The sequence below is a fragment of the Mesorhizobium huakuii genome (genome assembly GCF_014189455.1).
GTDB lineage: Bacteria > Pseudomonadota > Alphaproteobacteria > Rhizobiales > Rhizobiaceae > Mesorhizobium > Mesorhizobium huakuii_A.
Map to the genome: position 1 here is coordinate 4,723,444 of NZ_CP050296.1, position 21,377 is coordinate 4,744,820.

Genomic DNA, 21,377 nt, shown 5'->3' on the forward strand with positions numbered 1-21,377 from the left:
GGCCGAGATGGAACACACCTCGCTTCTCGAACGCATCCTGCGCGGCGTGGCGCTGACGCTGGTCGTGATCTTCTTCATGTTCCCGATCGTCTGGATCTTCATGATGTCGTTCCAGACCAACGAGACCATCCTGCGCATTCCCCCACAGCTGATCTTCGAGCCAACGCTCGCCAACTACACGGCGCTGATCACCGGCAAGCTGATGACCGCCGCCGGCACGCTCGACATCGCCTTCATGCGCAATCTCGGGAATTCGGTGTTCCTGTCGGTGACCTCGGTCGCGGTCTCGCTGCTGCTCGGCGTGCCGGCGGCTTACGCCTTCGCCCGGCACAAATTCCGCGGCTCGGAGGACATCGCCTTCACGCTGCTGTCGTTCAAATTCGCGCCGGCGCTCTTGGTGCTGTTGCCGCTCACCCTCTATTTCCAGAAGCTTGGGCTCGCCAACACCTATATCGGGCTGATCTGGGTCTACCAGCTGATCTGCCTACCGTTGATCCTATGGATCGTGCGTGGCTATTTCGAGGATATCCCCGCCGACATCGAGTATGCCTACCGCATCGGCGGCCATTCCTGGTTCGCCACTTTCCGCAAGATCGCGCTGCCGCTCGCCGGTCCCGGCATCGCCGCCGCTGGCCTGCTCGCCTTCATCTTCGCCTGGAACAATTTCGTCTTCGCGCTGGTGCTGGCCTCGGCCGACAAGCAGCCGGTGACGGTCGGCGCGCTCGCCTTCATCACCTCCTCGGGCATCCAGTACGGCCAGATTTCGGCAGCCATCGTGCTCTCGATCACGCCGACACTGGCGCTCGCGCTCTATGCGCAGCGCTATCTCGTCGAAGGCCTCTCGCTTGGCGCGGTGAAAGGATAGACATGGCCAGCCTCGAACTCAAAAACATCGTCAAGCGCTACAAGAGCCAGACCGTCCTCGACAATCTGTCGTTGACCGTCGCCGATGGCGAAACCCTTGTCCTGTTCGGTCCGTCCGGCGCCGGCAAGACGGTGTTGCTACGGCTCGTTGCCGGCGTCATTGATCCAGATGAGGGCAAGATCTTCATCGGTGGCGAGGACATGACCGATGTCGACGCGGAGTTCCGTGGCGTCGGCATGGCGTTCCAGAATTTCGCGCTGTTTCCGCATATGAGTGCGTTCGACAACATCGCAACGCCGCTGCAGGCCAAGCGGTCCTCTCCGGGCACGATCAAGGCCGGTGTCGAGAGCGTCGCCAAGCTGTTGAAGATCGCTCATGTGCTCTCCCACAAGCCGCGCGCGCTCTCCAATGGCCAGAAGCAGCGCACGGCACTGGCCCGTGCGCTGGTCGGCTCGCCGCCGCTGCTGCTGCTCGACGATCCCTTGCGCAATGTCGACGCCAAGCTGCGCTTCGAAATGCGGCTTGAACTGCCGCGTCTGCTTGCCGATCGCGGCGCGACCGTCGTCTACGTCACCCAGGACTACAAGGAAGCCATGGCGCTTGGCGACCGCATCGCAGTGATGTCGCAAGGCGTCATCAGGCAGCTCGGCACGCCCGAGCAGATCTATCGCGAACCAGCCAATATCGAGATCGCGCGGCTGTTCGGCGACCCGACCATCAACCTGCTCGACGTCAAGCCCGCGCGGGATACCAGGGGGATTTATGTCGGCCTGTCCAACGTCCAGGTCCATCTGGCCGGCGCTTACGACACGGCGGTTGGCCGCGATTGCGTGATCGGCCTGCGGCCCGAAGCGCTGAGCTTCGTCGAGGAGGGTATCCCTGGCGCCATTCCGGTGACGGTCGAGGCCGAGACGCCGCTCAACGAAAAGATCGTCACGCTGGTGCGCACCGTGCGCGGCCGCGAGATCCTGGTCTCGCGCCCGGCCGGAACGCCGGGCCGCAGCGAAGGCAAGGCCCATATCGCCGTCGACGGCAAGAGCGCCCTGCTGTTCGATCACGCCAGCGGCGACCGCATCGGTTCCAAGAACGTCGTCGCCTTGCGCAATGGAGAAGCGGCATGAGCCAGAGCGCGCTCACCATATCAGGTGTCGACAAGTTCTACGGCCCGATCGACAGGGGCGTGCACGCCGTCAAGAACCTGACCATGGAAATCGTCAAGGGCGAGATCGTCGCGCTGCTCGGTTCGTCCGGCTGCGGCAAGACCTCGACATTGCGCATGATCGCCGGCTTCGAAGAGGTGTCGCGCGGCGCCATCTCGGTCGGCGGCCGTCAGGTGCACACCTTGCCGCCGGTCAAGCGCAATGTGGCGATGGCCTTCGAAGGCTATTCGCTCTACCCGCCGCTGACCGTGCGCGAGAACATGGCCTTCGCGCTCAAGGCGGCGCGGCTGCCCAAGAGCGAGGTCGACGCCAAGGTCGCAAGCATCGCCAAATTGCTGGAGATCGAGGACATATTGGAGCGCTATCCAAGCTCGATCTCCGGCGGTCAGCAGCAACGCGCCAGCCTTGGCCGCGCGCTGATCCGCGAGGCTGATCTGCATCTGCTCGACGAGCCGATGGGGCAGCTCGAACCGCAGCTGCGCGCCGTGCTGCGCGGCCGCATCAAGCACTTCATCAAGGAGCGCGGTCTGACCGCGATCCTGGTCACCCACGACCAGACCGAGGCCAATGCGCTTGCCGACCGCATCGCGGTGATGGAAGGCGGCGTGCTGCAGCAGTTCGACACGCCGGACCGGATCAAGGAGCGCCCGGCGAACCTGTTTACCGGCACCTTCGTTGGCGAACCGCCGATGAACGTCTTCGAGGCCTATGTCGGCGCGACCGCCGGCCGCATCAATCTCAAGCTGCCCGACGGCCTGTCGCTCGACTACGACAAGGACGCTTTCAGCGCGCCGGTTCGCGATCAATTGCTCAGCCGCGAGCGGGTGGTGATCGGCATCAGGCCCTACGCGGTCCGGCGCTCGAAGGAAGGCGTTCCCGCCAGGGTTTCGGCGAACCAATGGCTTGGTGACCAGACGCATATCGCGGCGGATTTTGCCGGCGGTTCGTTGGTGCTGGTCGAGCATGACCGCACGCGTCTGGATCTCGGTGCGCCGATCAATGTCAGCATCGATCCGAAGAACCTGCATGTCTTTGATCAGGCGAGCGGCAAGGCGATTTCGCACGGCATGGAGCTTGCGTGATGCGTGACATACTGATCGGCATCGATGCCGGCACCTCCGTCATCAAATCCATCGCCTTCGACATAGCGGGCCGGCAGATTGCCGCCGCAGCTCTCCCGAACCACTATGAAACCCTGCCGGGCGGCGGCGCCGAACAGGATCTTACGCAGACATGGGCTGACGCCGCCACGACCTTGCGCCAGCTCGCCGACAAGGTGCCAGATCTCGCCAGCCGGACGGTGGCGATCGCGGTCACCGGGCAAGGCGATGGCACCTGGCTGATCGACGACAAGGGCGAGCCGGTGGCCAAGGGCTGGCTCTGGCTCGACGCGCGCGCGGCCGGCGTCGTCGAGGAGATCCGCGCGCGGCCCGAGGACCGGCTCCGCTTCGAAAAGACCGGCAGCGGTCTTGCCGCCTGCCAGCAGGGTTCGCAATTCGTCTTCATGAAGCGCACCATGCCCGCAATGCTGAGCAAGGCGGCAACTGCGTTCCACTGCAAGGACTGGCTCTATTTCAAGCTGACCGGCGAACGCGCCACCGATCCGTCGGAGGGAACCTTCACCTTCGGCGACTTCCACACCCGCGACTACAGCGACGAGGTGCTCGACGTGCTTGGCGTCACCGATCTCAGGCATCTGCTGCCGCCGATCGTCGACGGCACCAGGAACAGCACCGGTCTGTCGCAGGCAGCGGCCGACGCCACCGGCATGCTGGCCGGCACGCCGGTCGTGCTCGGCTATGTCGACGTCGTCTGCACCGCGCTTGGCGCCGGCCTTCTCGACCGCGAGCGCAAGCCCGGCTGCTCGATCATCGGCTCCACCGGAATGCATATGCGGTTGGCCGAAACCCCGGACGACGTGCAACTGAACGAAGCGGCGACCGGCTACACCATGGCGATGCCGGCGCCCGGCGTGTTCGCGCAGATGCAGTCGAACATGGCGGCGACGCTCAACATCGACTGGGTGCTTGGGCTGGCCTCCGGCATTCTCGCCTCCCAAGGCATCACCCGCAGCAATGGCGAGATGATCGCGCTGGTCGACACCTGGATCGCCACCGCGCAGCCGGCCTCACTGCTCTATCAGCCCTATGTATCGGAGGCGGGTGAGCGGGGGCCGTTCGTCGATGCCAATGCCAGGGCGGGTTTCGTCGGTATTTCCTCGCGGCACGGCTATGCCGACCTCGTCCGCGCCGTCTTCGAAGGGTTGGCCTTCGCGGCGCGCGATTGCTACGCCGCCATGGGGCCGCTGCCGCGCGAAGTCCGCCTGACAGGCGGCGCCGCCAGAAGCCCGGCGCTGCGCAAGATCCTGGGTGCCGCGGTGGGTGCCGATATTCGCACCAGCGCGCGCGAGGAAGCGGGCGCGGCGGGTGCGGCGATGATCGCCGCGGTCTGCGTCGGTCTCTACCCGTCCATGGATGCATGCGTTGGCGAATGGGTGACGCCGCTGCTTGGCGAAGCCGAGCCGAGCGACCGGAACCTCGCCGCGATCTACGACAAGATGACCCCCTCCTACATGTTGGCGCACCAGGCGTTGCGGCCGGTGTGGCGCGCGATGGCTTCAGTGCAGGCAAATTGAGAAGTCGAGTATGCGTAAGACAATAGCGATCATTGGCGACAACTTCATGCTCCCGGAGGTGTTCCGCGCCAAAATCGAGAAGGTTGCCACTGGCGACCTCGACATCAGGACATTGCAGACGGCATGGCCCGACGAGCCGATGGAATTCGGCAATCCGGCGCTCGGCCTCGACAGGGTCAAGGAGTATTTCGGCCATCCCGACGAGGTCGTCGATTTCATCGGCGATGCCGAGATCCTCGTCACCCAGCTGGCGCCCCTGTCGGAAGGCATGATGCGGCGCCTGCCGACGCTCAGACTGGTCGCGGTTTCGCGCGGCGGGCCGATCAACATCGACATGGCTGCTGCCAAGGCGCACGGTATCACCGTGGTCAACGTGCCCGGCCGCAACGCGACGGCTGTGGCCGAGTTCACCATCGGCGCGATCCTGGCCGAGACGCGGCTGATCCGGGTCGGCCACGAGGCCTTGCGCAAGGGCGAATGGCGCGGCGACCTGTACCGCGCCGACCGCACCGGCCGCGAACTCAGCGAAATGACCGTCGGCGTCGTCGGCTATGGCAATATCGGCACCAAGGTGGTGCGCCTGCTGCGGGCCTTCGGCTGCCACGTCCTGGTCAGCGATCCCTATGTGCAGTTGAGCGCCGAAGACCGCAATGCCGGTGTCGAACTCGTCGCGCTGGACGATCTTCTGGCTCGCTCCGAGGTAGTCACGCTGCATTCGCGGGTGACCGAGGAGACGCGCGGCCTGATCGGCAAGGACACCATCGCGCGGATGAAGCCTGGCGTGATCTTCGTCAACACCGCGCGCGGGCCGCTGGTCGACTATGACGCGCTCTACGAGGCGCTGGTTTCAGGCCAGATCGCCAGCGCCATGCTGGAGACATTCGCCGTCGAGCCGGTGCCATCGGACTGGCCCTTGCTGCAGCTTCCCAATGTGACACTGACGCCGCACATCGCCGGCGCCTCGGTGCGCACCGTCACCTATGCCGCCGAACAGGCCGCCGAAGAGGTGCGCCGCTACCTCGCCGGCATGCCTCCGGTCAATCCGTGCTGAGGCAGTGGCTATGACGCATCAAATCGACATCGAGGCCACGGCAACATGAATGGCGGCCCCGAAATCGTCGACCTCTTCGTCGTCGGCGGCGGCGTCAATGGCGCCGGCATTGCGCGCGATGCCGCGGGCCGTGGGCTCTCCGTCATCCTGTGCGAAAAGGATGATCTCGCCGAAGGCACCAGCTCCCGCTCGGGCAAGCTCGTCCATGGCGGCCTGCGCTACCTCGAATATTACGAGTTCCGCCTGGTGCGCGAGGCGCTGATCGAGCGTGAGGTGCTGTTGGAATCGGCGCCGCACATCATCTGGCCGATGCGCTTCGTGCTACCGCACAGCCCCGACGACCGGCCGGCCTGGCTGGTGCGGCTTGGCCTGTTCCTCTACGACCATCTCGGCGGCCGCAAGCGGCTGCCGGCCACCCGCACGCTCAATTTGCGCACCGCCCCGGAGGGGGCGCCGATCAAGGATGCCTTCCGGCGCGGCTTCGAATATTCCGACTGCTGGGTCGACGACGCCCGCCTCGTCGTCATCAACGCGCTCGACGCCGCCGAGCGGGGCGCCAGGGTTTTCACCCGCACCGCCTGCACCGCCGCTCGCCGCGAGAACGGCCTGTGGGTTGTCGAGATGCAGGATGGCAGGACCGGCATCAGGACGGTGGTTCGGGCGCGCGCTCTGATCAATGCCGCCGGCCCCTGGGTCAACGACATCGTCAACCGCGTCGCCGGCCAGAACTCCAGGCGCAATGTGCGCCTGGTCAAGGGCAGCCACATCGTCGTGCCCAAGTTCTGGGAGGGGCGGCAGGCCTATCTCATCCAGAACAGCGACAAGCGCGTGATCTTCATCAACCCCTATCAGAACGATCTCGCACTGATCGGCACCACCGACATCCCCTATGAGGGCCGGCCCGAGGACGTGGCCGCGGATGAGAGCGAGATCGATTACCTGATCAAGGTGGTCAACCGCTATTTCAAGCGCGGCCTTGCACGCGGCGATGTCGTCTATTCGTTCTCCGGCGTCAGGCCGCTCTATGACGACAATGCCGACAACCCCAGTGCTGTGACCCGCGACTATATTTTCGAACTCGACGCGCCGGACGCGCAGGCGCCGCTGCTTTCCGTCTTCGGCGGCAAGATCACCACCTTCCGCAAACTGGCCGAGCATGCGCTGGACAGGATCGCTTCGTTCTTTCCCAAAATGGGCAAGCCGTGGACCGCGAAGGCGCATCTGCCGGGCGGCGACATCGCCAATGCCGATTTCGAACAGTTTCTCGGCGACCTCGGACGCGAATATCCGTGGATGCCGGCATCGCTAGTCAAGCACTACGGCCGGCTCTACGGCACCAGGACACGGGCTTTGGTTGGCGCGGCCCGCTCGCTCGATGAACTCGGCCGCTGCTTCGGCAAGGATTTCTTCGAGCGCGAGGCCAATTATCTCTTCGACCGGGAATGGGCCGTGACATCGGCCGATATCCTGGAGCGGCGCACCAAGCATGGCCTGCATCTGTCCGCCGAGGAGAGGGCGGCCTTCGAGCACTGGTCCGCAAAACGGTTGGCGAGGGCGGGCTGATGGCGGGCGACAACCACTCCAGCGAATTCCGCATGCTGCGCTCCTTGTCCGCCAGCATCGGCGCCGACCCGCTGCTGGTCCAGGGCGCCGGCGGCAACACCTCTATCAAGCAGGCCGGCGTGCTGTGGATAAAGGCATCCGGCACCTGGCTGAAGAATGCGCGCGACGATGAAATCATGGTGCCGGTCGCGCTGGCGCCGTTGCTCGATGCCGTGGCGCAGCGCAGCCCGGCGGCCGAGACGGCCGGGCAGTTCACGCTGGCTGACCTCAACCCTCGCCAGCTGCGGCCCTCCATCGAGACGACCGTGCACGCGCTGCTGCCGCAGAAGATCGTCGTCCACGTCCATTGTGTCGAGACGATTTCGATCGCCGTGCAGGCCAATGCCGAAGCCCTGCTGGAGGAGCGCATGCGCGGCCTCGATTGGGCGTTCGTACCGTACCGCCGGCCCGGCCTGCCGCTGGCGCAGGCGATCGCCGAGCGGCTGAAGCCCGCGACAAACGTGCTCGTGCTCGGCAATCACGGGCTGGTGGTCGCCGCCGACACGGTCGCCGAAGCAGCCTTGCTGCTGCAACGCGTGACCGGGCTGCTCGCGCGGCCGCCGCGGCCGACTTCTCCGCCCGATCTCGACGCGCTGCTGAGGCTCGCCGCCGGCAGTGATTACCGGCTGCCGGCCTTGGTCGCCGCCCATGCCGTCGCGACCGATCTCGCCAGTTGCCGCATCGCCGCCTCCGGCAGCCTCTACCCGGATCATGTAATCTTCCTTGGCGTCGGCTCGGTGATCGCCGGTCCCGGCGAGAATGCGGCGGCGGTCGTGGCCCGCAATGGAGCCGCGCCGACATCCATCCTGTTTCCCGGTAAGGGCGTGCTGATGCGCCGGGATGCCAATGCCGGCGCCGAAGCGATGGCGCGCTGCCTGGCCGACGTCGCCCAGCGCATCGATGATACGGCGCGCGTCAACTATCTCAGCCCGAAGGAGAATGCAGAGCTCTTGAACTGGGACGCTGAAAAATACCGCCAACAACTCAACCGCGAGGGAGCGACGCTGCAATGACGGCATTCCGCTCCACTGTCTTGCCGTCGCGTAGGGAGGGATAGCGGCCTTGGCTTTCACGCTTTCCCTCAACACCAATCCGCTGGTCAACCGCTTTGCCGATCCGGACGATCTGATCGACACCATCGCCTATGACATCGGCATTCGCGACGTGCAGCTCACGCATGAGTTCGTCAATCCGGGCTGGCCCGCCGCGACGATCGTCAAATTCGTCCGCCTGTTCCGCAACGCGCTCGCCCGCACCGGCGTGCGCGTGACGTCTGGCATGACGGGCCCTTACGGCCGGCTCAATCATTTTGGCCATCCTGATGCCGATGTGCGCCGCTACTATGTCGACTGGTTCAAGACCTTCGCCGACATCTCGGCCGAGCTCGGCGCCAGCGGCATGGGTACGCAATTCGCCATCTTCACCCATCGCGACTTTGACGACCCCGAGCGCCGCGCGCGGCTGTTCGACATTGCGCTGGACTGCTGGCGCGAGGTCGCTGAGCACGCCAAGGCGGCGGGCCTGATCTACCTGTTCTGGGAACCGATGTCGGTCGGCCGCGAGTTCGGCCACACCATCGAGAACTGCCGGATGCTGCAAGGCGCGATCGACGCCGCCGGCATGGCCATTCCGCTGGAGATGATGGTCGATATCGACCATGGCGACGTCACATCAAGCAACCCGGCTGACATCGATCCCTATGCCTGGGCCGAGGCCTTTCCCCGAAAATCGCCGATCATCCATATCAAGCAATCGTCGATGAACAAGGGCGGCCATTGGCCGTTCACCGCAACCTACAACAGGGATGGCCGCATCACGCCGGAAAAGCTGCTGGAGACGGTGTGGCGCGGTGGCGGCACCGACAATGAGATCTGCCTCGAACTGTCGTTCCGCGAGCGCGAGCCGGTCGACCATCAGGTCGTCGCCATGATCCGCGAGTCCGTCGACTACTGGGCGCCCTTCATCGACGCCGGCAGGTCCGGTCTTCTGCCAAAGGCCGAATGAAAAACGGGCAGGGGCCGATGCGGCTCCTGCCCGTTGAATGCAGATTTGAAGTCGCCGGAGACTCAGCCGAATTTCGGGTCGAGGCTGCCCGATTTGTAGCGCTTGGCCATTTCCGAGACCGGCAGCGGCTTGATCTTCGGCGCGTTGCCGGCGGTGCCGAACTGCTCGAAGCGCTGCTTGCAGAGCTTGCGCATCGCAGCCATGGCCGGCGTCAGATATTTGCGCGGGTCGAACTCGCTCGGGTTTTCCGTCAGCACCTTGCGGATCGCCCCGGTCAGCGCCATGCGGTTGTCGGTGTCGATGTTGATCTTGCGCACGCCATGCTTGATGCCGCGCTGGATCTCTTCCACCGGCACGCCCCAGGTCGGCTTCATCTGGCCGCCATATTTGTTGATGATCTCCTGCAGGTCCTCCGGCACGGAGGACGAGCCGTGCATGACAAGATGCATGTTGGGCAAGCGGCGGTGGATTTCCTCGATGACGTTCATCGCCAGCACAGCACCGTCCGGCTTGCGCGAGAATTTGTAGGCGCCGTGGCTGGTGCCCATCGCCACCGCCAGCGCATCGACATGGGTGTCCTTGACGAACTCCACCGCCTGTTCCGGATCGGTCAAGAGCTGGTCGTGGCTGATCGCGCCTTCGACGCCGTGGCCGTCTTCCTGCTCGCCGCCGCCGCTCTCGAGCGAACCGAGCACACCGATCTCGCCTTCCACCGACACGCCGCCCCAATGCGCCATGTCGACGACGCGCTTGGTGATGCCGGAATTATAGGCGTAGTCGGCCGGCGACTTGCCGTCTTCCTTGAGCGAGCCGTCCATCATCACCGAGGTGAAGCCGTACTGGATCGCGGTGACGCAGGTGGCTTCGTTGTTGCCGTGGTCGAGGTGCATGCAGACCGGGATGTCGGGGTGGATTTCGACCAGCGCGTCGATCAGCTTGGCCAGCACCACGTCATTGGCATAGGCGCGCGCACCGCGGCTTGCCTGCAGGATGACAGGCGATTTGGTCTCTTCCGCCGCCTCCATGATGGCGAGGCCCTGTTCCATGTTATTCATGTTGAAGGCCGGCACGCCATAGCCGTATTCGGCAGCGTGATCGAGCAATTGTCTCAGTGTGATGCGAGCCAACGAATAGTCTCCCGTATCTGGTTTCAAACCTGGTGGTTGCGGGCTGTCCGCGCATCGTCCAGCCCACCGATGCTTCTGGCCGGATTTCCGCGCAACCGCAACCGTGACAGACCGTCCCGGCAGCAATTCTTGTTACAGCGCCGCGATCAGGGCAAGCGGAATATCCCAAGAAATTATCCCATTATCACAAAATATTTGATACTTTTGCGACGATAGCTGTTATATCCTGAAGCTCGATCAAGGAGCCACGCTGCGGCGTTGGCGGTCAGCGGCAATGAAGAGCGACATCAGGCGTCAAGGCATCATGGAGTTTCTAATGGACGCCGGTCAGGCCGGCGTCGACGACCTCGCCTTGCGCTTTGGCGTCTCGAAAATGACCGTGCACCGGGACCTCGACGAGCTCGAGGAAAGCGGTTTCCTGCGCAAGGTGCGGGGCGGCGCCTCGATCCAGCCGAGCAGCCTGTTCGAAAGCGACTTCCGCTACCGGCAGAAGCAGGCGACCGAGGAGAAGCAGCGTCTCGCCGCGGCCGCCGTGGCCATGATCGAACCCGGCCAGACGGTGATCATCGACGATGGCTCGACAGCGGGTGGCATTGCGCGCCATCTCGCCGACCTGCGGCCGCTGACCGTGATCTCCAACAACCTGGCCGTCATCCAGGACCTGGCTGGCGCGGGAGGGATCAACCTGATCGCGCTCGGTGGGCAATACAGCAAGAAATTCCACGGCTTCTTCGGCTTGCTCGCCGAGGCTTCGCTCAAATCGCTGCGCGCCGACGTCGCCTTCCTGTCGTCTTCGGCCATCCATGGCGCTTCCGCCTTCCACCAAGACCAGGAGGTGGTGCAGGCCAAGCGGTTGATGATGGCGGCGGCGACCCGCAAATATCTGCTGGTCGATCACGGCAAGTTCGGCCGCACGGCGCTGCATTTTCTCACCGACCTCAGTGCGTTCGACGCCGTGTTCACCGGCCGCGCGCCCGAACCGGGGATGCGCTCGGCGCTGGATGCCGCCTGCGTTTCGCTGACGGTGATCGACAAGGGATCATGAGGCCGGAAATCGGCAGATCGTGATCAACAGAGTTAAGGAGCAATACGCGTGGTTTACTGGGTCGGTACAAGCTGGAAGATGAACAAGACGCTCGCCGAGGCGCTGGATTTCGCGCAGCGCCTCGCCGGCTTCATTCCCGGTTTCGACGACCGCATCCAGCCCTTCGTCATCCCGTCCTTCACGGCGGCGCGCGAGGTCAAGCAGGCGCTGTCGTCGACGCGCATCAAGGTCGGCGCCCAGAACATGCATTGGGCCGATGCCGGCGCCTGGACCGGCGAGATCTCGCCGCTGATGCTGACCGACTGCGGACTCGATCTGGTCGAACTCGGCCACAGCGAACGGCGCGAGCATTTTGGCGAGACCGACCGCACCGTCGGCCTCAAGACGGCGGCCGCCGTGAAGCACGGCTTGATCCCGCTGATCTGTGTCGGCGAGACGTTGGCCGAGCGCGAAAGCGGGCAAGCCGATGCCGTGCTGAGTGCCCAGGTCGAAGGCGCGCTGCAGTTCCTCGAAGGCGAGGCGAGGGGCGCAAGAATCCTGTTCGCCTACGAGCCCGTCTGGGCGATCGGCGACAAGGGCATTCCGGCCAGCGCCGATTATGCCGACAAGCAGCAGGCATTGATCAAGACGGTGGCTGGCGGCCTGCTGCCGGCGGTGCCGCCGGTGCTTTATGGCGGCAGCGTCAACCCCGGTAATGCCGCCGAGCTCGTCGGCCAGCCCAACATAGACGGCCTCTTCATCGGCCGCTCCGCCTGGCAGGCGGACGGCTACATCGACATCCTCGGCCGCGCCTCGGCGGCGATCTGAAATCATCCAAACACGAAAGGGAAAACCATGAAAATAGCCATTGGAGCCGACAGCGCCGGCAAGCCGCTGCTCGATGTCATCGCCGCACACCTTGCGACCAAGCCGGGCCTCACCGTCAGCGACCTCAGCCAGGCCGGTTACTATGCCGATCTGTCGCAAAAGCTCGCCCAGACCATCATCGATGGTGAGAACGAGCGCGGCATCCTGTTCTGCGGCACCGGCATCGGTGTCTCGATCTCGGCCAACAAGGTGCCGGGCATTCGTGCTGCACTCACCCACGACACCTATTCGGCCGAGCGAGCGGCGAAATCCAACAACGCGCAGATCATCACCATGGGCGCCCGCGTCATCGGCCCGGAACTGGCCAAGGCGATTGTCGATACCTGGCTCGCCTCGGAGTTCGACGAACAAGGTCCCTCGGCCGGCAATGTCCAGGCGATCAACAGGCTCGACGCGGCCAAACCCGCATGATCCGCGCAGGCAAGCCTGCGGCATAGTCTGAGAGAAGTTCGGTCCGGGCGTACCGCGCCGGTATGCCGCGTGCGGCGATGCCGGCTCTATTTCTGCCTGCCGAGCCTGGCCGCGAGGGAACGCCGCACGTCCTCTTCCGCTCCATCCAGCAGGTCGATCAGCACCTTGCTGGTGGCTGCCGGGTCACGCTTTTCGATGTTCTCGACAATCTGCCGGTGCAGGCTGAGCGAGTGGCGCTGACCGTCTGGATTGTCGTCCGAAAGCCTGAAGCTGATCACCAGCGCCGTCTCGATCAAGGCCGCCAGCGAACCGATCAGCTCGTTGCCCGACATATGCAGGATCGCCTGATGGAAGGCCAGATCCGGTATCGCGAAGCGTTCGCCGTCATCGCCGGCCTGTTCCATCTCGTCGAGGAGTGCCCGCAATTCGGCGATCTGCTCCGGGCTGGCGCGCTCCGCCGCCAGGGCCCCGGCGGTCGGCTCGATCGCGCGGCGCAGCTCGAACAGGGAGCGCGCCTCCTCGGCCGTCGTCCTCGAGCCGAAACGCCACAACAGCACATCCGGGTCGAGGAAATTCCAATCCTTGCGCGGGCGCACCCTGGTTCCGGTCCGGGGGCGCATTTCCACCATGCCCTTGCCCGCCAGCACCTTGACGACTTCCCGCAGCCCGGTGCGGCTCGCGCCATAGGAGGCGCTCCAATCGTCGCCGTTCGGCAACTGGTCACCCGGGATCAATTCGCCGCGCACGATGCTGAGGCCGATTTCGTTGAGCAGCCTGGCGTGGAGGCCGGAATGGGACGAGCCGGCCATGCGCGACGTCATTCGGGATGCCCTGGGGTGGGCCGCTAAATTCTTCATACTATTCCCATTATTCATACGATTGTCACGTGCCCACCCTAGTGAGCACATCGTTGAACTCCCCGCCAGAGCGATCGACGAACCACAGCGCAGATAGCACCCGAAGAACCACAAAATCTCGAGTCTTGCCATCGCCGACGGCCGCCACCGTCGTTGGTCGATGTCGTGCGCGTCGAGCCCGCCGATCGTAAACACCAACAGGAACGCGCCAGAAATGTCTCCCAAGATGATCGATCACGCCAGCAAAGCCGCCCTGAAGGGAACGGCCCGCCTTCCGAAAACCATAAGCTCCTGCATCTTCGTGTCCAGCGCGCTTGCCATGACATCGGTGCCGGCACTCGCCGTCGAACCCTGGATCATGGTCGAGAAGACCACCTTCACCGGCGACGCGATAGCTGCCAAGCAGCAGGGTGTGACCACGGACGGAACGAACTGGTATTTTTCCGGCACCAATATTCTCGAGCGCACCGACAAGAACTACAATCCGAACCTGCGTGTCGCGCCTGCCATTCCGCTTGCTCTCCAGCTTCCGTCTGAATTTTCCAGCATGGGGCTAAACCATATTGGCGACATCGACTATGCCGACGGGCTTCTCTACATCTCGCTTGACACGAGCAAGCGCGACCCGATTACCGGAGGCAAATATGACCACCCGGTTTTCGCGGTCTTTCGCGCCAGCGACATGAGCTATACCGGCCAGGCCTTTTCGCTCAACCCGCCCCATGGCACCCATGACATCGCCAGCTGGGTTGCCGTCGACGCCAAGAACGGCCTGGGCTACGGCATGGCCTATGAGAATGCGACGGAGATAGCCGTCTACAATCTGTCGGACTGGAGCTTCAAGGAATACATCCCGCTGACGCAAAAGATCGACCAGGCACAGGGCGGCAAGCTGCTCGACGGCTGGATGTATTTTTCGACCGACAATGATCAGAAGATCATCTACCGGGCGAACCTCAAGACCGGCGAAGTCGAGAACCTCGGCAACCTGAAGATCGATCGCGAGCAGGAAGTCGAAGGGCTTTCCTTCAACCAGACGAAGGATGGCTGGTCGATGTATATCCTCAATCGGGAAGCGCTGGAGAGCGACCCCAACGTGGAGGCCGTCGGCTTCTACCGTTATCTGCGCCCTTATGGAAACGCGCTCTCCGGCGAGATCCACGCCGATATCAATGGCGCGCTTGTCGAGGACAGCCGCTTCGCGCGGGATGCGGCGAGCAGCCGAATTCGCTCCGCCTTCGATGCGGTCTCCGCGCCGGTTCTGACAACCGCCAGCATCGACACCGACGGCGCGCACGCCGCGCCCGCCAATGCCGACGGCATCGTGATCTGGAGCCAGGCACTGGCAATGACGGGCGATGCGAACGGCTCCGGCGATGCCGCTGCCTTCGGCCGCAACACGACAGGATTCATCGGCGGCGCCGACGCACCGGTCGGAAGCTGGCGAGTTGGCGTGCTCGGCGGTTACAGCCATTCGCGCTTCGATGTCACCGACCGGGCTTCATCCGGCTCGAGCGACAACTACAATCTCGGCCTCTATGCCGGCACGCAGATGGGCCAGCTCGGTTTCCGCGCCGGCGCGATCTATGGCTGGCACGACATCGAGACCAGGCGCAGCGTGGTCTTCCCCGCCTTCAGCGAGCAGCTCTCCGCCGACTACAATGCTGCGACGGCGCAGGCTTTCAGCGAACTGGCCTATCGGTTCGACATCGGCCGCAATGCCTTCGAACCCTTCGCCAACCTCGCTTATGTCCATCTGAACACCGATGGCTTCGCCGAAACCGGCGGCACGACTTCGGCGCTGACGGCACAGAAGACGACAACCGAAAACACCTTCTCGACCTTTGGCGTTCGCGCTTCGACCCAGTTCGACACGGGGGCGACCAAGACTTCCCTGCACGGCATGCTGGGCTGGCAGCACGCCTATGGCGACGCGGATCCGACCGCCGGTCTGGCCTTCAACACCGGGGCATCCTTTACCATCTCGGGCGTGCCGATCGCCAGGGACGCGCTGGCGGTCGAAGCCGGACTGGATGTCTCCCTGTCGTCCAATGCGACGCTCGGCGCGTCCTATTCCGGGCAGATCGCCAAGGACGCCCAGGGACATGCCTTCAAGGTCAGTTTCGATCTGAAACTATAGTGCCGACGTCAGGCTCTTCGTCATCGCGCCGATGACGGTGACGGCCGACGCCGCGCCCGGGTCCATATGGCCGAGCGATCGCTCGCCGAGCCGCGAGGAGCGGCCCTTGGCGGCGATCATGTCCTTGGTTGCTTCGGCACCAGACTCGGCGGCGGCAAGGGCCGCTTTAAGACTCTCAGCCAGGGTCTTGCCGGCGAGATTGGCCGCGGCGGCGGCTTCGGCCGCCGGCTGCCAGGCATCGACCATCGTCTTTTCGCCAGGTTCTGCCTTGCCGCGATCCTTGATGCCTTGCGCCATGGCCTGGAACAGGGCGATGAAGTCCGCCTCCACCAGCGTCGCCTTGCCCTTGACGGCGGAAGCCGCGCGCATGAAGGCCGTCGCGTAGAGCGGGCCTGACGAGGCGCCGACGGCATTGAGGAACGATTTCGCCGCCGTGTTGAGCAGCGCCGTCGGCTCGGTCGCGGCAAGGTCGAGAGGCGCCAGCGCATCGCGCACGGCATTGAAGCCGAGCTCCATCGCAATGCCGTGGTCGGCGTCACCGATGACGCCGTCGAGTTGGCAGAGCCGGTCCTTGTCGGCCTCGATCGCCACCGCGATCGCTTCGAACATTCTTTTCAGGTTGGCGGCATCGATGGTCACGGGAACGCTCTTTCGTCAGCCGGCACGGAACATCGCGCAGTCGCAGGGGTGATCGAGCATGGTCTGCAATTCCGCGTCGAGATGAAAAAGCGTCACCGAGGCGCCAGCCATTTCCAGCGACGTGCAGTAATTGCCGACCCAGGTCGCGTGAATGGAAACGCCGATATCGTCGAGCCGCTGCTTGACCCGCCGGTTCATGATGTAGAGCTCCATCAGCGGCGTCGAGCCGAGCGAATTGACCAGCACCGCGACCTTGTCGCCGCGCGACGGTGCCATCTCGGCGAAAATCTTGTCCAGCATCTCATCCGTGATCTCGTCGGCGGTCCTGAGCTTGCCGCGGGCGATGCCGGGCTCGCCATGGATGCCCATGCCGATCTCCATCTCGTCGGCGCCGATCTCGAAATTCGGCCGCCTTGTCTGCGGCAGCGAGCAGGGCGACAGCGCCACGCCCATGGTGAAGGTGTGGTCGTTGGCCTTGCGCGCGATGCGCTCGACCTCGTCCAGGGAGAGCATGCGGTCGCAGGCGGCGCCGGCCGCCTTGAAGATGAAGAAATTGCCGGCGACGCCGCGGCGCTTCTGCCGCTGGTCACGCGGTGCCGAGGCGACATCGTCGGTGGTCAGCACCGTGCGCACCTCGATGTCGTCCATGTCAGCCATCTCAGCCGCCATGTCGAAATTCATCACGTCGCCGGCATAGTTGCCGTACATGAACAGGACGCCGGCGCCGCCGCTCACCGCCTTGGCGCATTCGAGGATCGGATCGGGCGGCGGTGAGGCAAAGACGTTGCCGATCGCCGCCGCGTCCGCCAGTCCCCTGCCGACAAAGCCGAGAAAGGTCGGCTCATGGCCGGAGCCGCCGCCGATGACGAGCCCGACCTTGCCGGGTCGCGGCCCGTCACGGGCGATGATCGAGCGCGGGCTGCCGTCCGCACTCCTGAGGTGGCGAGGATGCGCGGCGAGGATCCCTTCGAGCATCTCGTCGACGGCGCGGTTGCCGTCATTGATGATCTTCTTGGTCTGCACCGGCATCCTCCCGACTTCTGGCAAATACTACCGGGTGTTATCGCGATTTCCACCCGGGAAGATTTCATGCCGCGATCTTTTCCCGTGCGGCGAGAATTTCCACGCAGGCCTTGGCCGCTTCCTTGCCCTTGACGGTGAAGTGCTCGAAGAAGAAGCGGTGGTGCTCGGCGCTGTCGTGATAATTGTGTGGCGTCAGCACCGCCGAAAGCACCGGCACGCCGGTCGACAGCTGCACGTTCATCATGCCGTCGATGACGGCACTGGCGACGAACTCATGCCGGTAGATGCCGCCATTGACGACGAACGCCGTGCCGAGGATCGCGGCATAGCGGCCGGTCCCAGCCAGGGTCTTGGCGTGCAGCGGGATTTCGTAGGCGCCGGGCACGTCGAAGACATCGACGGCGAAGCGGTCGCCGCCGGTGCCGGCCAGTTCCGCCTCGAAAGCGCTTACGCATTGGTCGACGATGTCCGCATGCCAGCGCGCTCTGATGACGGCGATGCGAACAGTTTCATAGTCTTTGTGGGAATGCTGATTCATGGGTCCATCCTTCCGTTTCGAACCAGAATCAGGACGCACGATACGAAAATCCGGCCCGCCGGAGCGGTCCGTTTTCCGTTTCGTTCTCTTTCATCCGGACTCTAACCGTCGGCTCCGGAATCACACCGGATCTGCTGACCTTTCCGATTTTGCCGGAAAGCGCTCGCGGGCTTGGATCGAGATCCTTACCGCCGGTGGGGACTTTCACCCCGCCCTGAGAACATTAACGGGCTTTGTATGGAAGGGCAGGGGTGCTGCTGTCAACCGCGCCAGGCCGGTGGCCAATCACGTTCTGTCGACTGGAGCAATTCCCGGAAGCAGTCGGTTTATCGCGTGCGCCACGCCGCCGCCGAAGCGGCAACCAGCATCAGCAACGCCGCAACCATCGCGCAGACCGCAAAGCCGAAGCTGGAATAGATAGGCCCGAAGCCGGTGGTGCCGATAAAGACCGCCAGATAGGTGACCGAGCTGTTCAGGCCCATGATCGTGCCGCGCCGTGAGGGATCGAGTGCCGAGAGGCGCATCACCAGGACATTCAGCCCGAAATGATTGGCCAGTCCCCACACCACCACCATGGCCAGCGTCAGGCCGAAACTGTTGCTCGTCGCCGCAATGGCGACATAGACGGCGGCGACGAGAAGATAGGCGAACGGCATGACGCGCCGCGCACCAAGCCGGTCGATCACGCCGTCGAGCAGAGCAGCAGTGCCGAAACCGATGCCATAGGCGAGTGCGGCCCAGCCATTGGCGCTCACCGGCTTGCCCAGTCCGCTGTGCAGGTGGTCGCCGAGATAGCCATAGACACCGTAGAAGGCGGTCATGAAGGCCGCGCAGGCGACGAGAAGCGGCACAATGCCGGGAATACCGAGCGCTGCCAGCGGCGTCGGTGCCGGGCCGCTCTTCCTGATGTCGCTCAGTGACGTCATCGTGAGGCTGGCCAGCGCAAGCAGTGCCAGCACCGCGACGGCGGCGAAGACGGCGCGCCAATGCACAAGATCGGCAAGCACGGCCGACAGCGAAACGCCGGCCACCATGCTGAGCGTCCATCCGGTCAGCACGACGCCGATGGTGCCGCTTTCGCGGCCGGGCGGCGCGATCGCCGCCGAACTGGCATAGATCGCCGGCATGGCGACGCCGGCAGCGATGCCGGCGACGAGCTGCGCCGCGACCAGCATGATCACCGTCGGCGCCACGGCACTGGCGACCAGCGCAAGCGCCAGCAACAGCAATGCCCCTTGCAGCATTCGACGTGCGCCGAGCCGATCGATGTAGCGGGCCAGGAACAGGGCGCTTGCCGAGGTGCCGAGGCCGAAGGCGGCCGTTGCGATCATCACCACTGGCACGCTTGTTCCGAACGACAAAGCGACGGCCGGGGCTATCGGGCCCAGGACCAGCGAATTCGAGCCGATCACGGCGATGCAGCCGGTCAGCAGATAGGCGAGGGCCGGGATCGGCGGCCTGGCATCGGCTGTCAGGGCTGTGGCTTGATTGCTGTTCGACATATGACCATAATGGCCGTATTAAATTCCGTGGCAATCAGGATTGTCGATATGGATGAAGAAACAGATGGCATTCTGCGGAACACGCCAGCGCCCCGCGATATCGATGCGATTGACCGAAAAATATTAGGCGTCCTCGTCGACGACGCCACGGTCAGCTATGCCGAACTCGGCGATCGGGTCGGCCTTTCGCCGCCTGCCGCGCATGAACGGGTCAAGCGCCTTCGGCGCAGCGGCGCCATTCGCGGCACCATGGCCATCATCGACCCCAAGGCGGTTAAGAAGCCGCTGCTCGCTTTCGTGCATATCGACACCAGGGGCTGGGGCAAGACCCCGGAGCTGATGGCGGTTTCGCAATATCCGGAAGTCGAGGAGATCCACACCGTCGCCGGCGACACCTGCATGTTGCTGAAGGTCCGCACCGAAGATACGAGAGCGCTGGAAGGCCTGCTTGCTCGCCTGTACGAAACGCCCGGCGTCACCTCAACGCGCAGCTACGTGGTGCTGTCGACCTATCTCGAGCGCCCGGTGCAACCCGGCGTCACCGAGACGTGGCCGACGCCCAACCACATGGGCAAGCCGCTGTATTAACTGCCCAGCCGGATCGTCTCGAAATAGGCGTCGGTGCCGACCTGGCCGCCCTTCAGCGCGATTTCGAGACCGTCGATCTCGCCGCCGCCATGGGCAAGGCAAAGCGGTGAACCCGGTGATTGCGGCAGCGGCATGCGCACGGTCAGCGCATCGATCGACAATTGCCCCAGCGCGTGGCTGGAAGTGTCGCCACCGGCGATCACCGCGCGCTTGAGTTTCTGCTCGACGACCAGCCGGCGCAGAATGTCCCCCAGCGCCCGGCCGAGCCTGTTCCGCGCGCCGTCGATATGGTCGATCTCGGCACTGCGGTCGGCCTGCGGACCAAGGGCGGTGTAGAGGATGACGCTGCGCCCTGCCGCGAGGCTCGCCAGGCCACCTTCAATAGCGCCCTCGATCGCCTTGCCGGCGCCGCCCGAGACCAACTGCATGGCATCCATCTGGATGCCGTCGAAGCCATGGGCGAGCGCGAAGCGGATCTGCTTCTCGGTGGTCGGCGACACACTGCCCGAGACCACGGCGAGCCGGTCCACCGGACCGGGCGGCGCGAAGGAGGCGTGACCCGTGGCGATGCCTTTGCCGGCCCATTCGGCGAGCAAGGCATATTCGACGCCCGAGGACCCGACGACGAAACCATGGCCTTGTTTGCAGATCCGCCAGATCTGTTCGCCGACGCGTGTCTGCGTCTGGCGGCTTTCGACGTCGAACAGGACGATCTCCTTGTCCTGCAAGGCCTGGTCGACCGTTTGGGAAAGATCATCCGCCTGCAGCGCCGCCAGGTCGACAAGGCCGGAGCCGAGATCGGTCTGGCGATGGAGGTGGACGAGCAGATCGGCTTCCTTCATCGGCGTCACCGGATGCCGGCTCATGACGGGGTGGCGGTCGATGCGGAAATAAGTGCCACGAAAAGCCGCGAAGAGGTTGCCGAACGCCGTGTAGCGTTTGAGCTGGGGCGCTCCGACAACCACCGGCACGCTCTTCTGGTTGAAGACGCGCCGGCCGATCTCGATGGCGCGGCCGATGTTGCCGATTGTCGGGCCGGAATCGAAGGTCGAGCAGATCTTGTAGTGGCAAACTGCCGCTTCAAGGCTTCTAAGCCATTTAAAGGCCGGCGACAGATTCTCGTCCATCCATTGCGGCGTTTCGCTGCGGCTCGTGCCCGCCAGTCCCACGGCCCGGCACTGCGAAAACCGTGACAGCAGATGCTGGTCGGGTTGGCGCATGAACAGCACCGTCGGCACGCCGCCAAGCTCGAGCGCCTCCATGACGTCGGTCGAACCGGTGAGGTCGTCGCCATAATAGCTGAGGAGCAGGTTCTGCATGGCG

Annotated in this window: 20 protein-coding genes and 1 riboswitch; of the genes, 13 read left to right on the top strand and 7 right to left on the bottom strand. The window is 64.4% G+C overall.

What is annotated here, in order from left to right; translation table 11 throughout:
- The first annotated feature begins 7 nt into the window (after positions 1-7).
- Genes HB778_RS22745 through HB778_RS22780 form a run of 8 tightly spaced genes read left to right on the top strand, consistent with a single transcriptional unit; the run spans position 8 to position 9,317 of the window.
- Entirely contained in the window at positions 8-865 is an 858-nt protein-coding gene (locus HB778_RS22745; RefSeq protein ID WP_095198845.1) for a carbohydrate ABC transporter permease, read from the top strand.
- Positions 866-867: 2 nt separating this feature from the next.
- Complete coding sequence (locus HB778_RS22750) at positions 868-1,986, top strand: ABC transporter ATP-binding protein (RefSeq protein WP_183457138.1); 1,119 nt, start codon at positions 868-870, stop codon at positions 1,984-1,986.
- Complete coding sequence (locus tag HB778_RS22755) at positions 1,983-3,107, top strand: ABC transporter ATP-binding protein (RefSeq protein ID WP_183457141.1); 1,125 nt, start codon at positions 1,983-1,985, stop codon at positions 3,105-3,107. Before HB778_RS22750 ends, HB778_RS22755 begins: the two co-directional genes overlap by 4 nt.
- Entirely contained in the window at positions 3,107-4,660 is a 1,554-nt protein-coding gene (locus HB778_RS22760; RefSeq protein ID WP_183457143.1) for an FGGY-family carbohydrate kinase, read from the top strand. Before HB778_RS22755 ends, HB778_RS22760 begins: the two co-directional genes overlap by 1 nt.
- A gap of 10 nt (positions 4,661-4,670) precedes the next feature.
- A complete protein-coding gene (locus HB778_RS22765) occupies positions 4,671-5,711 on the top strand; it encodes a 2-hydroxyacid dehydrogenase (RefSeq protein ID WP_183457145.1) in 1,041 nt (346 codons plus the stop codon).
- Positions 5,712-5,756: 45 nt separating this feature from the next.
- A complete protein-coding gene (locus tag HB778_RS22770) occupies positions 5,757-7,274 on the top strand; it encodes a glycerol-3-phosphate dehydrogenase (RefSeq protein ID WP_183457146.1) in 1,518 nt (505 codons plus the stop codon).
- On the top strand, positions 7,274-8,326 hold the full coding sequence (locus HB778_RS22775) for a class II aldolase (RefSeq protein WP_183457148.1): 1,053 nt from the start codon (positions 7,274-7,276) through the stop codon (positions 8,324-8,326). The genes HB778_RS22770 and HB778_RS22775 overlap by 1 nt, the downstream gene beginning before the upstream one ends.
- Positions 8,327-8,375: 49 nt before the next feature.
- Positions 8,376-9,317: a sugar phosphate isomerase/epimerase family protein gene (locus HB778_RS22780; protein ID WP_183457150.1), complete on the top strand. Its 942-nt coding sequence runs from the start codon at positions 8,376-8,378 to the stop codon at positions 9,315-9,317.
- A gap of 62 nt (positions 9,318-9,379) precedes the next feature.
- On the opposite strand, the gene fba is transcribed toward HB778_RS22780, so the two are convergent.
- Entirely contained in the window at positions 9,380-10,444 is a 1,065-nt protein-coding gene (gene fba, locus HB778_RS22785) for a class II fructose-bisphosphate aldolase (RefSeq protein ID WP_183457152.1), read from the bottom strand.
- A 274-nt stretch (positions 10,445-10,718) separates the two neighbouring features.
- Between fba and HB778_RS22790 the strand changes: the two genes are divergently transcribed.
- The 3 genes from HB778_RS22790 to HB778_RS22800 all read left to right on the top strand — a co-directional run bounded on the left by HB778_RS22790 (position 10,719) and on the right by HB778_RS22800 (position 12,767).
- Positions 10,719-11,489, top strand: coding sequence for a DeoR/GlpR family DNA-binding transcription regulator (locus tag HB778_RS22790; protein ID WP_183457154.1), 771 nt, complete (start codon positions 10,719-10,721; stop codon positions 11,487-11,489).
- A 78-nt stretch (positions 11,490-11,567) separates the two neighbouring features.
- Positions 11,568-12,296 carry a triose-phosphate isomerase gene (locus HB778_RS22795; RefSeq protein WP_244661998.1) on the top strand — a complete coding sequence of 243 codons (729 nt, stop codon included), beginning with the start codon at positions 11,568-11,570 and terminating at the stop codon, positions 12,294-12,296.
- Positions 12,297-12,323: 27 nt separating this feature from the next.
- Positions 12,324-12,767 carry an RpiB/LacA/LacB family sugar-phosphate isomerase gene (locus HB778_RS22800; protein ID WP_183457158.1) on the top strand — a complete coding sequence of 148 codons (444 nt, stop codon included), beginning with the start codon at positions 12,324-12,326 and terminating at the stop codon, positions 12,765-12,767.
- 86 nt (positions 12,768-12,853) lie between these two features.
- Here HB778_RS22800 and HB778_RS22805 read toward each other — a convergent pair whose 3' ends face one another.
- A complete protein-coding gene (locus HB778_RS22805; RefSeq protein ID WP_244661577.1) occupies positions 12,854-13,588 on the bottom strand; it encodes a FadR/GntR family transcriptional regulator in 735 nt (244 codons plus the stop codon).
- A gap of 250 nt (positions 13,589-13,838) precedes the next feature.
- Between HB778_RS22805 and HB778_RS22810 the strand changes: the two genes are divergently transcribed.
- Complete coding sequence (locus HB778_RS22810) at positions 13,839-15,764, top strand: autotransporter outer membrane beta-barrel domain-containing protein (protein ID WP_183457160.1); 1,926 nt, start codon at positions 13,839-13,841, stop codon at positions 15,762-15,764.
- Here HB778_RS22810 and dhaL read toward each other — a convergent pair.
- The 4 genes from dhaL to HB778_RS22830 all read right to left on the bottom strand — a co-directional run bounded on the left by dhaL (position 15,759) and on the right by HB778_RS22830 (position 19,466).
- On the bottom strand, positions 15,759-16,403 hold the full coding sequence (dhaL, locus tag HB778_RS22815; protein ID WP_183457162.1) for a dihydroxyacetone kinase subunit DhaL: 645 nt from the start codon (positions 16,401-16,403) through the stop codon (positions 15,759-15,761). The genes HB778_RS22810 and dhaL overlap by 6 nt on opposite strands.
- Positions 16,404-16,418: 15 nt before the next feature.
- Positions 16,419-17,432 (bottom strand): dihydroxyacetone kinase subunit DhaK, encoded by a 1,014-nt coding sequence (locus HB778_RS22820; protein WP_183457164.1) that lies wholly within the window; start codon positions 17,430-17,432, stop codon positions 16,419-16,421.
- A 58-nt stretch (positions 17,433-17,490) separates the two neighbouring features.
- Positions 17,491-17,964: a 6,7-dimethyl-8-ribityllumazine synthase gene (locus tag HB778_RS22825; protein ID WP_183457166.1), complete on the bottom strand. Its 474-nt coding sequence runs from the start codon at positions 17,962-17,964 to the stop codon at positions 17,491-17,493.
- Positions 17,965-18,042: 78 nt separating this feature from the next.
- Positions 18,043-18,190, bottom strand: a riboswitch (FMN riboswitch).
- A 100-nt stretch (positions 18,191-18,290) separates the two neighbouring features.
- Complete coding sequence (locus HB778_RS22830; RefSeq protein ID WP_183457168.1) at positions 18,291-19,466, bottom strand: MFS transporter; 1,176 nt, start codon at positions 19,464-19,466, stop codon at positions 18,291-18,293.
- Positions 19,467-19,514: 48 nt separating this feature from the next.
- Here HB778_RS22830 and HB778_RS22835 point away from each other — a divergent pair, with 48 nt between their 5' ends.
- Complete coding sequence (locus tag HB778_RS22835) at positions 19,515-20,054, top strand: Lrp/AsnC family transcriptional regulator (protein WP_183457169.1); 540 nt, start codon at positions 19,515-19,517, stop codon at positions 20,052-20,054.
- On the opposite strand, the gene HB778_RS22840 is transcribed toward HB778_RS22835, so the two are convergent.
- On the bottom strand, positions 20,051-21,373 hold the full coding sequence (locus HB778_RS22840; RefSeq protein ID WP_183457171.1) for a four-carbon acid sugar kinase family protein: 1,323 nt from the start codon (positions 21,371-21,373) through the stop codon (positions 20,051-20,053). The genes HB778_RS22835 and HB778_RS22840 overlap by 4 nt on opposite strands.
- Positions 21,374-21,377 lie beyond the last annotated feature (4 nt).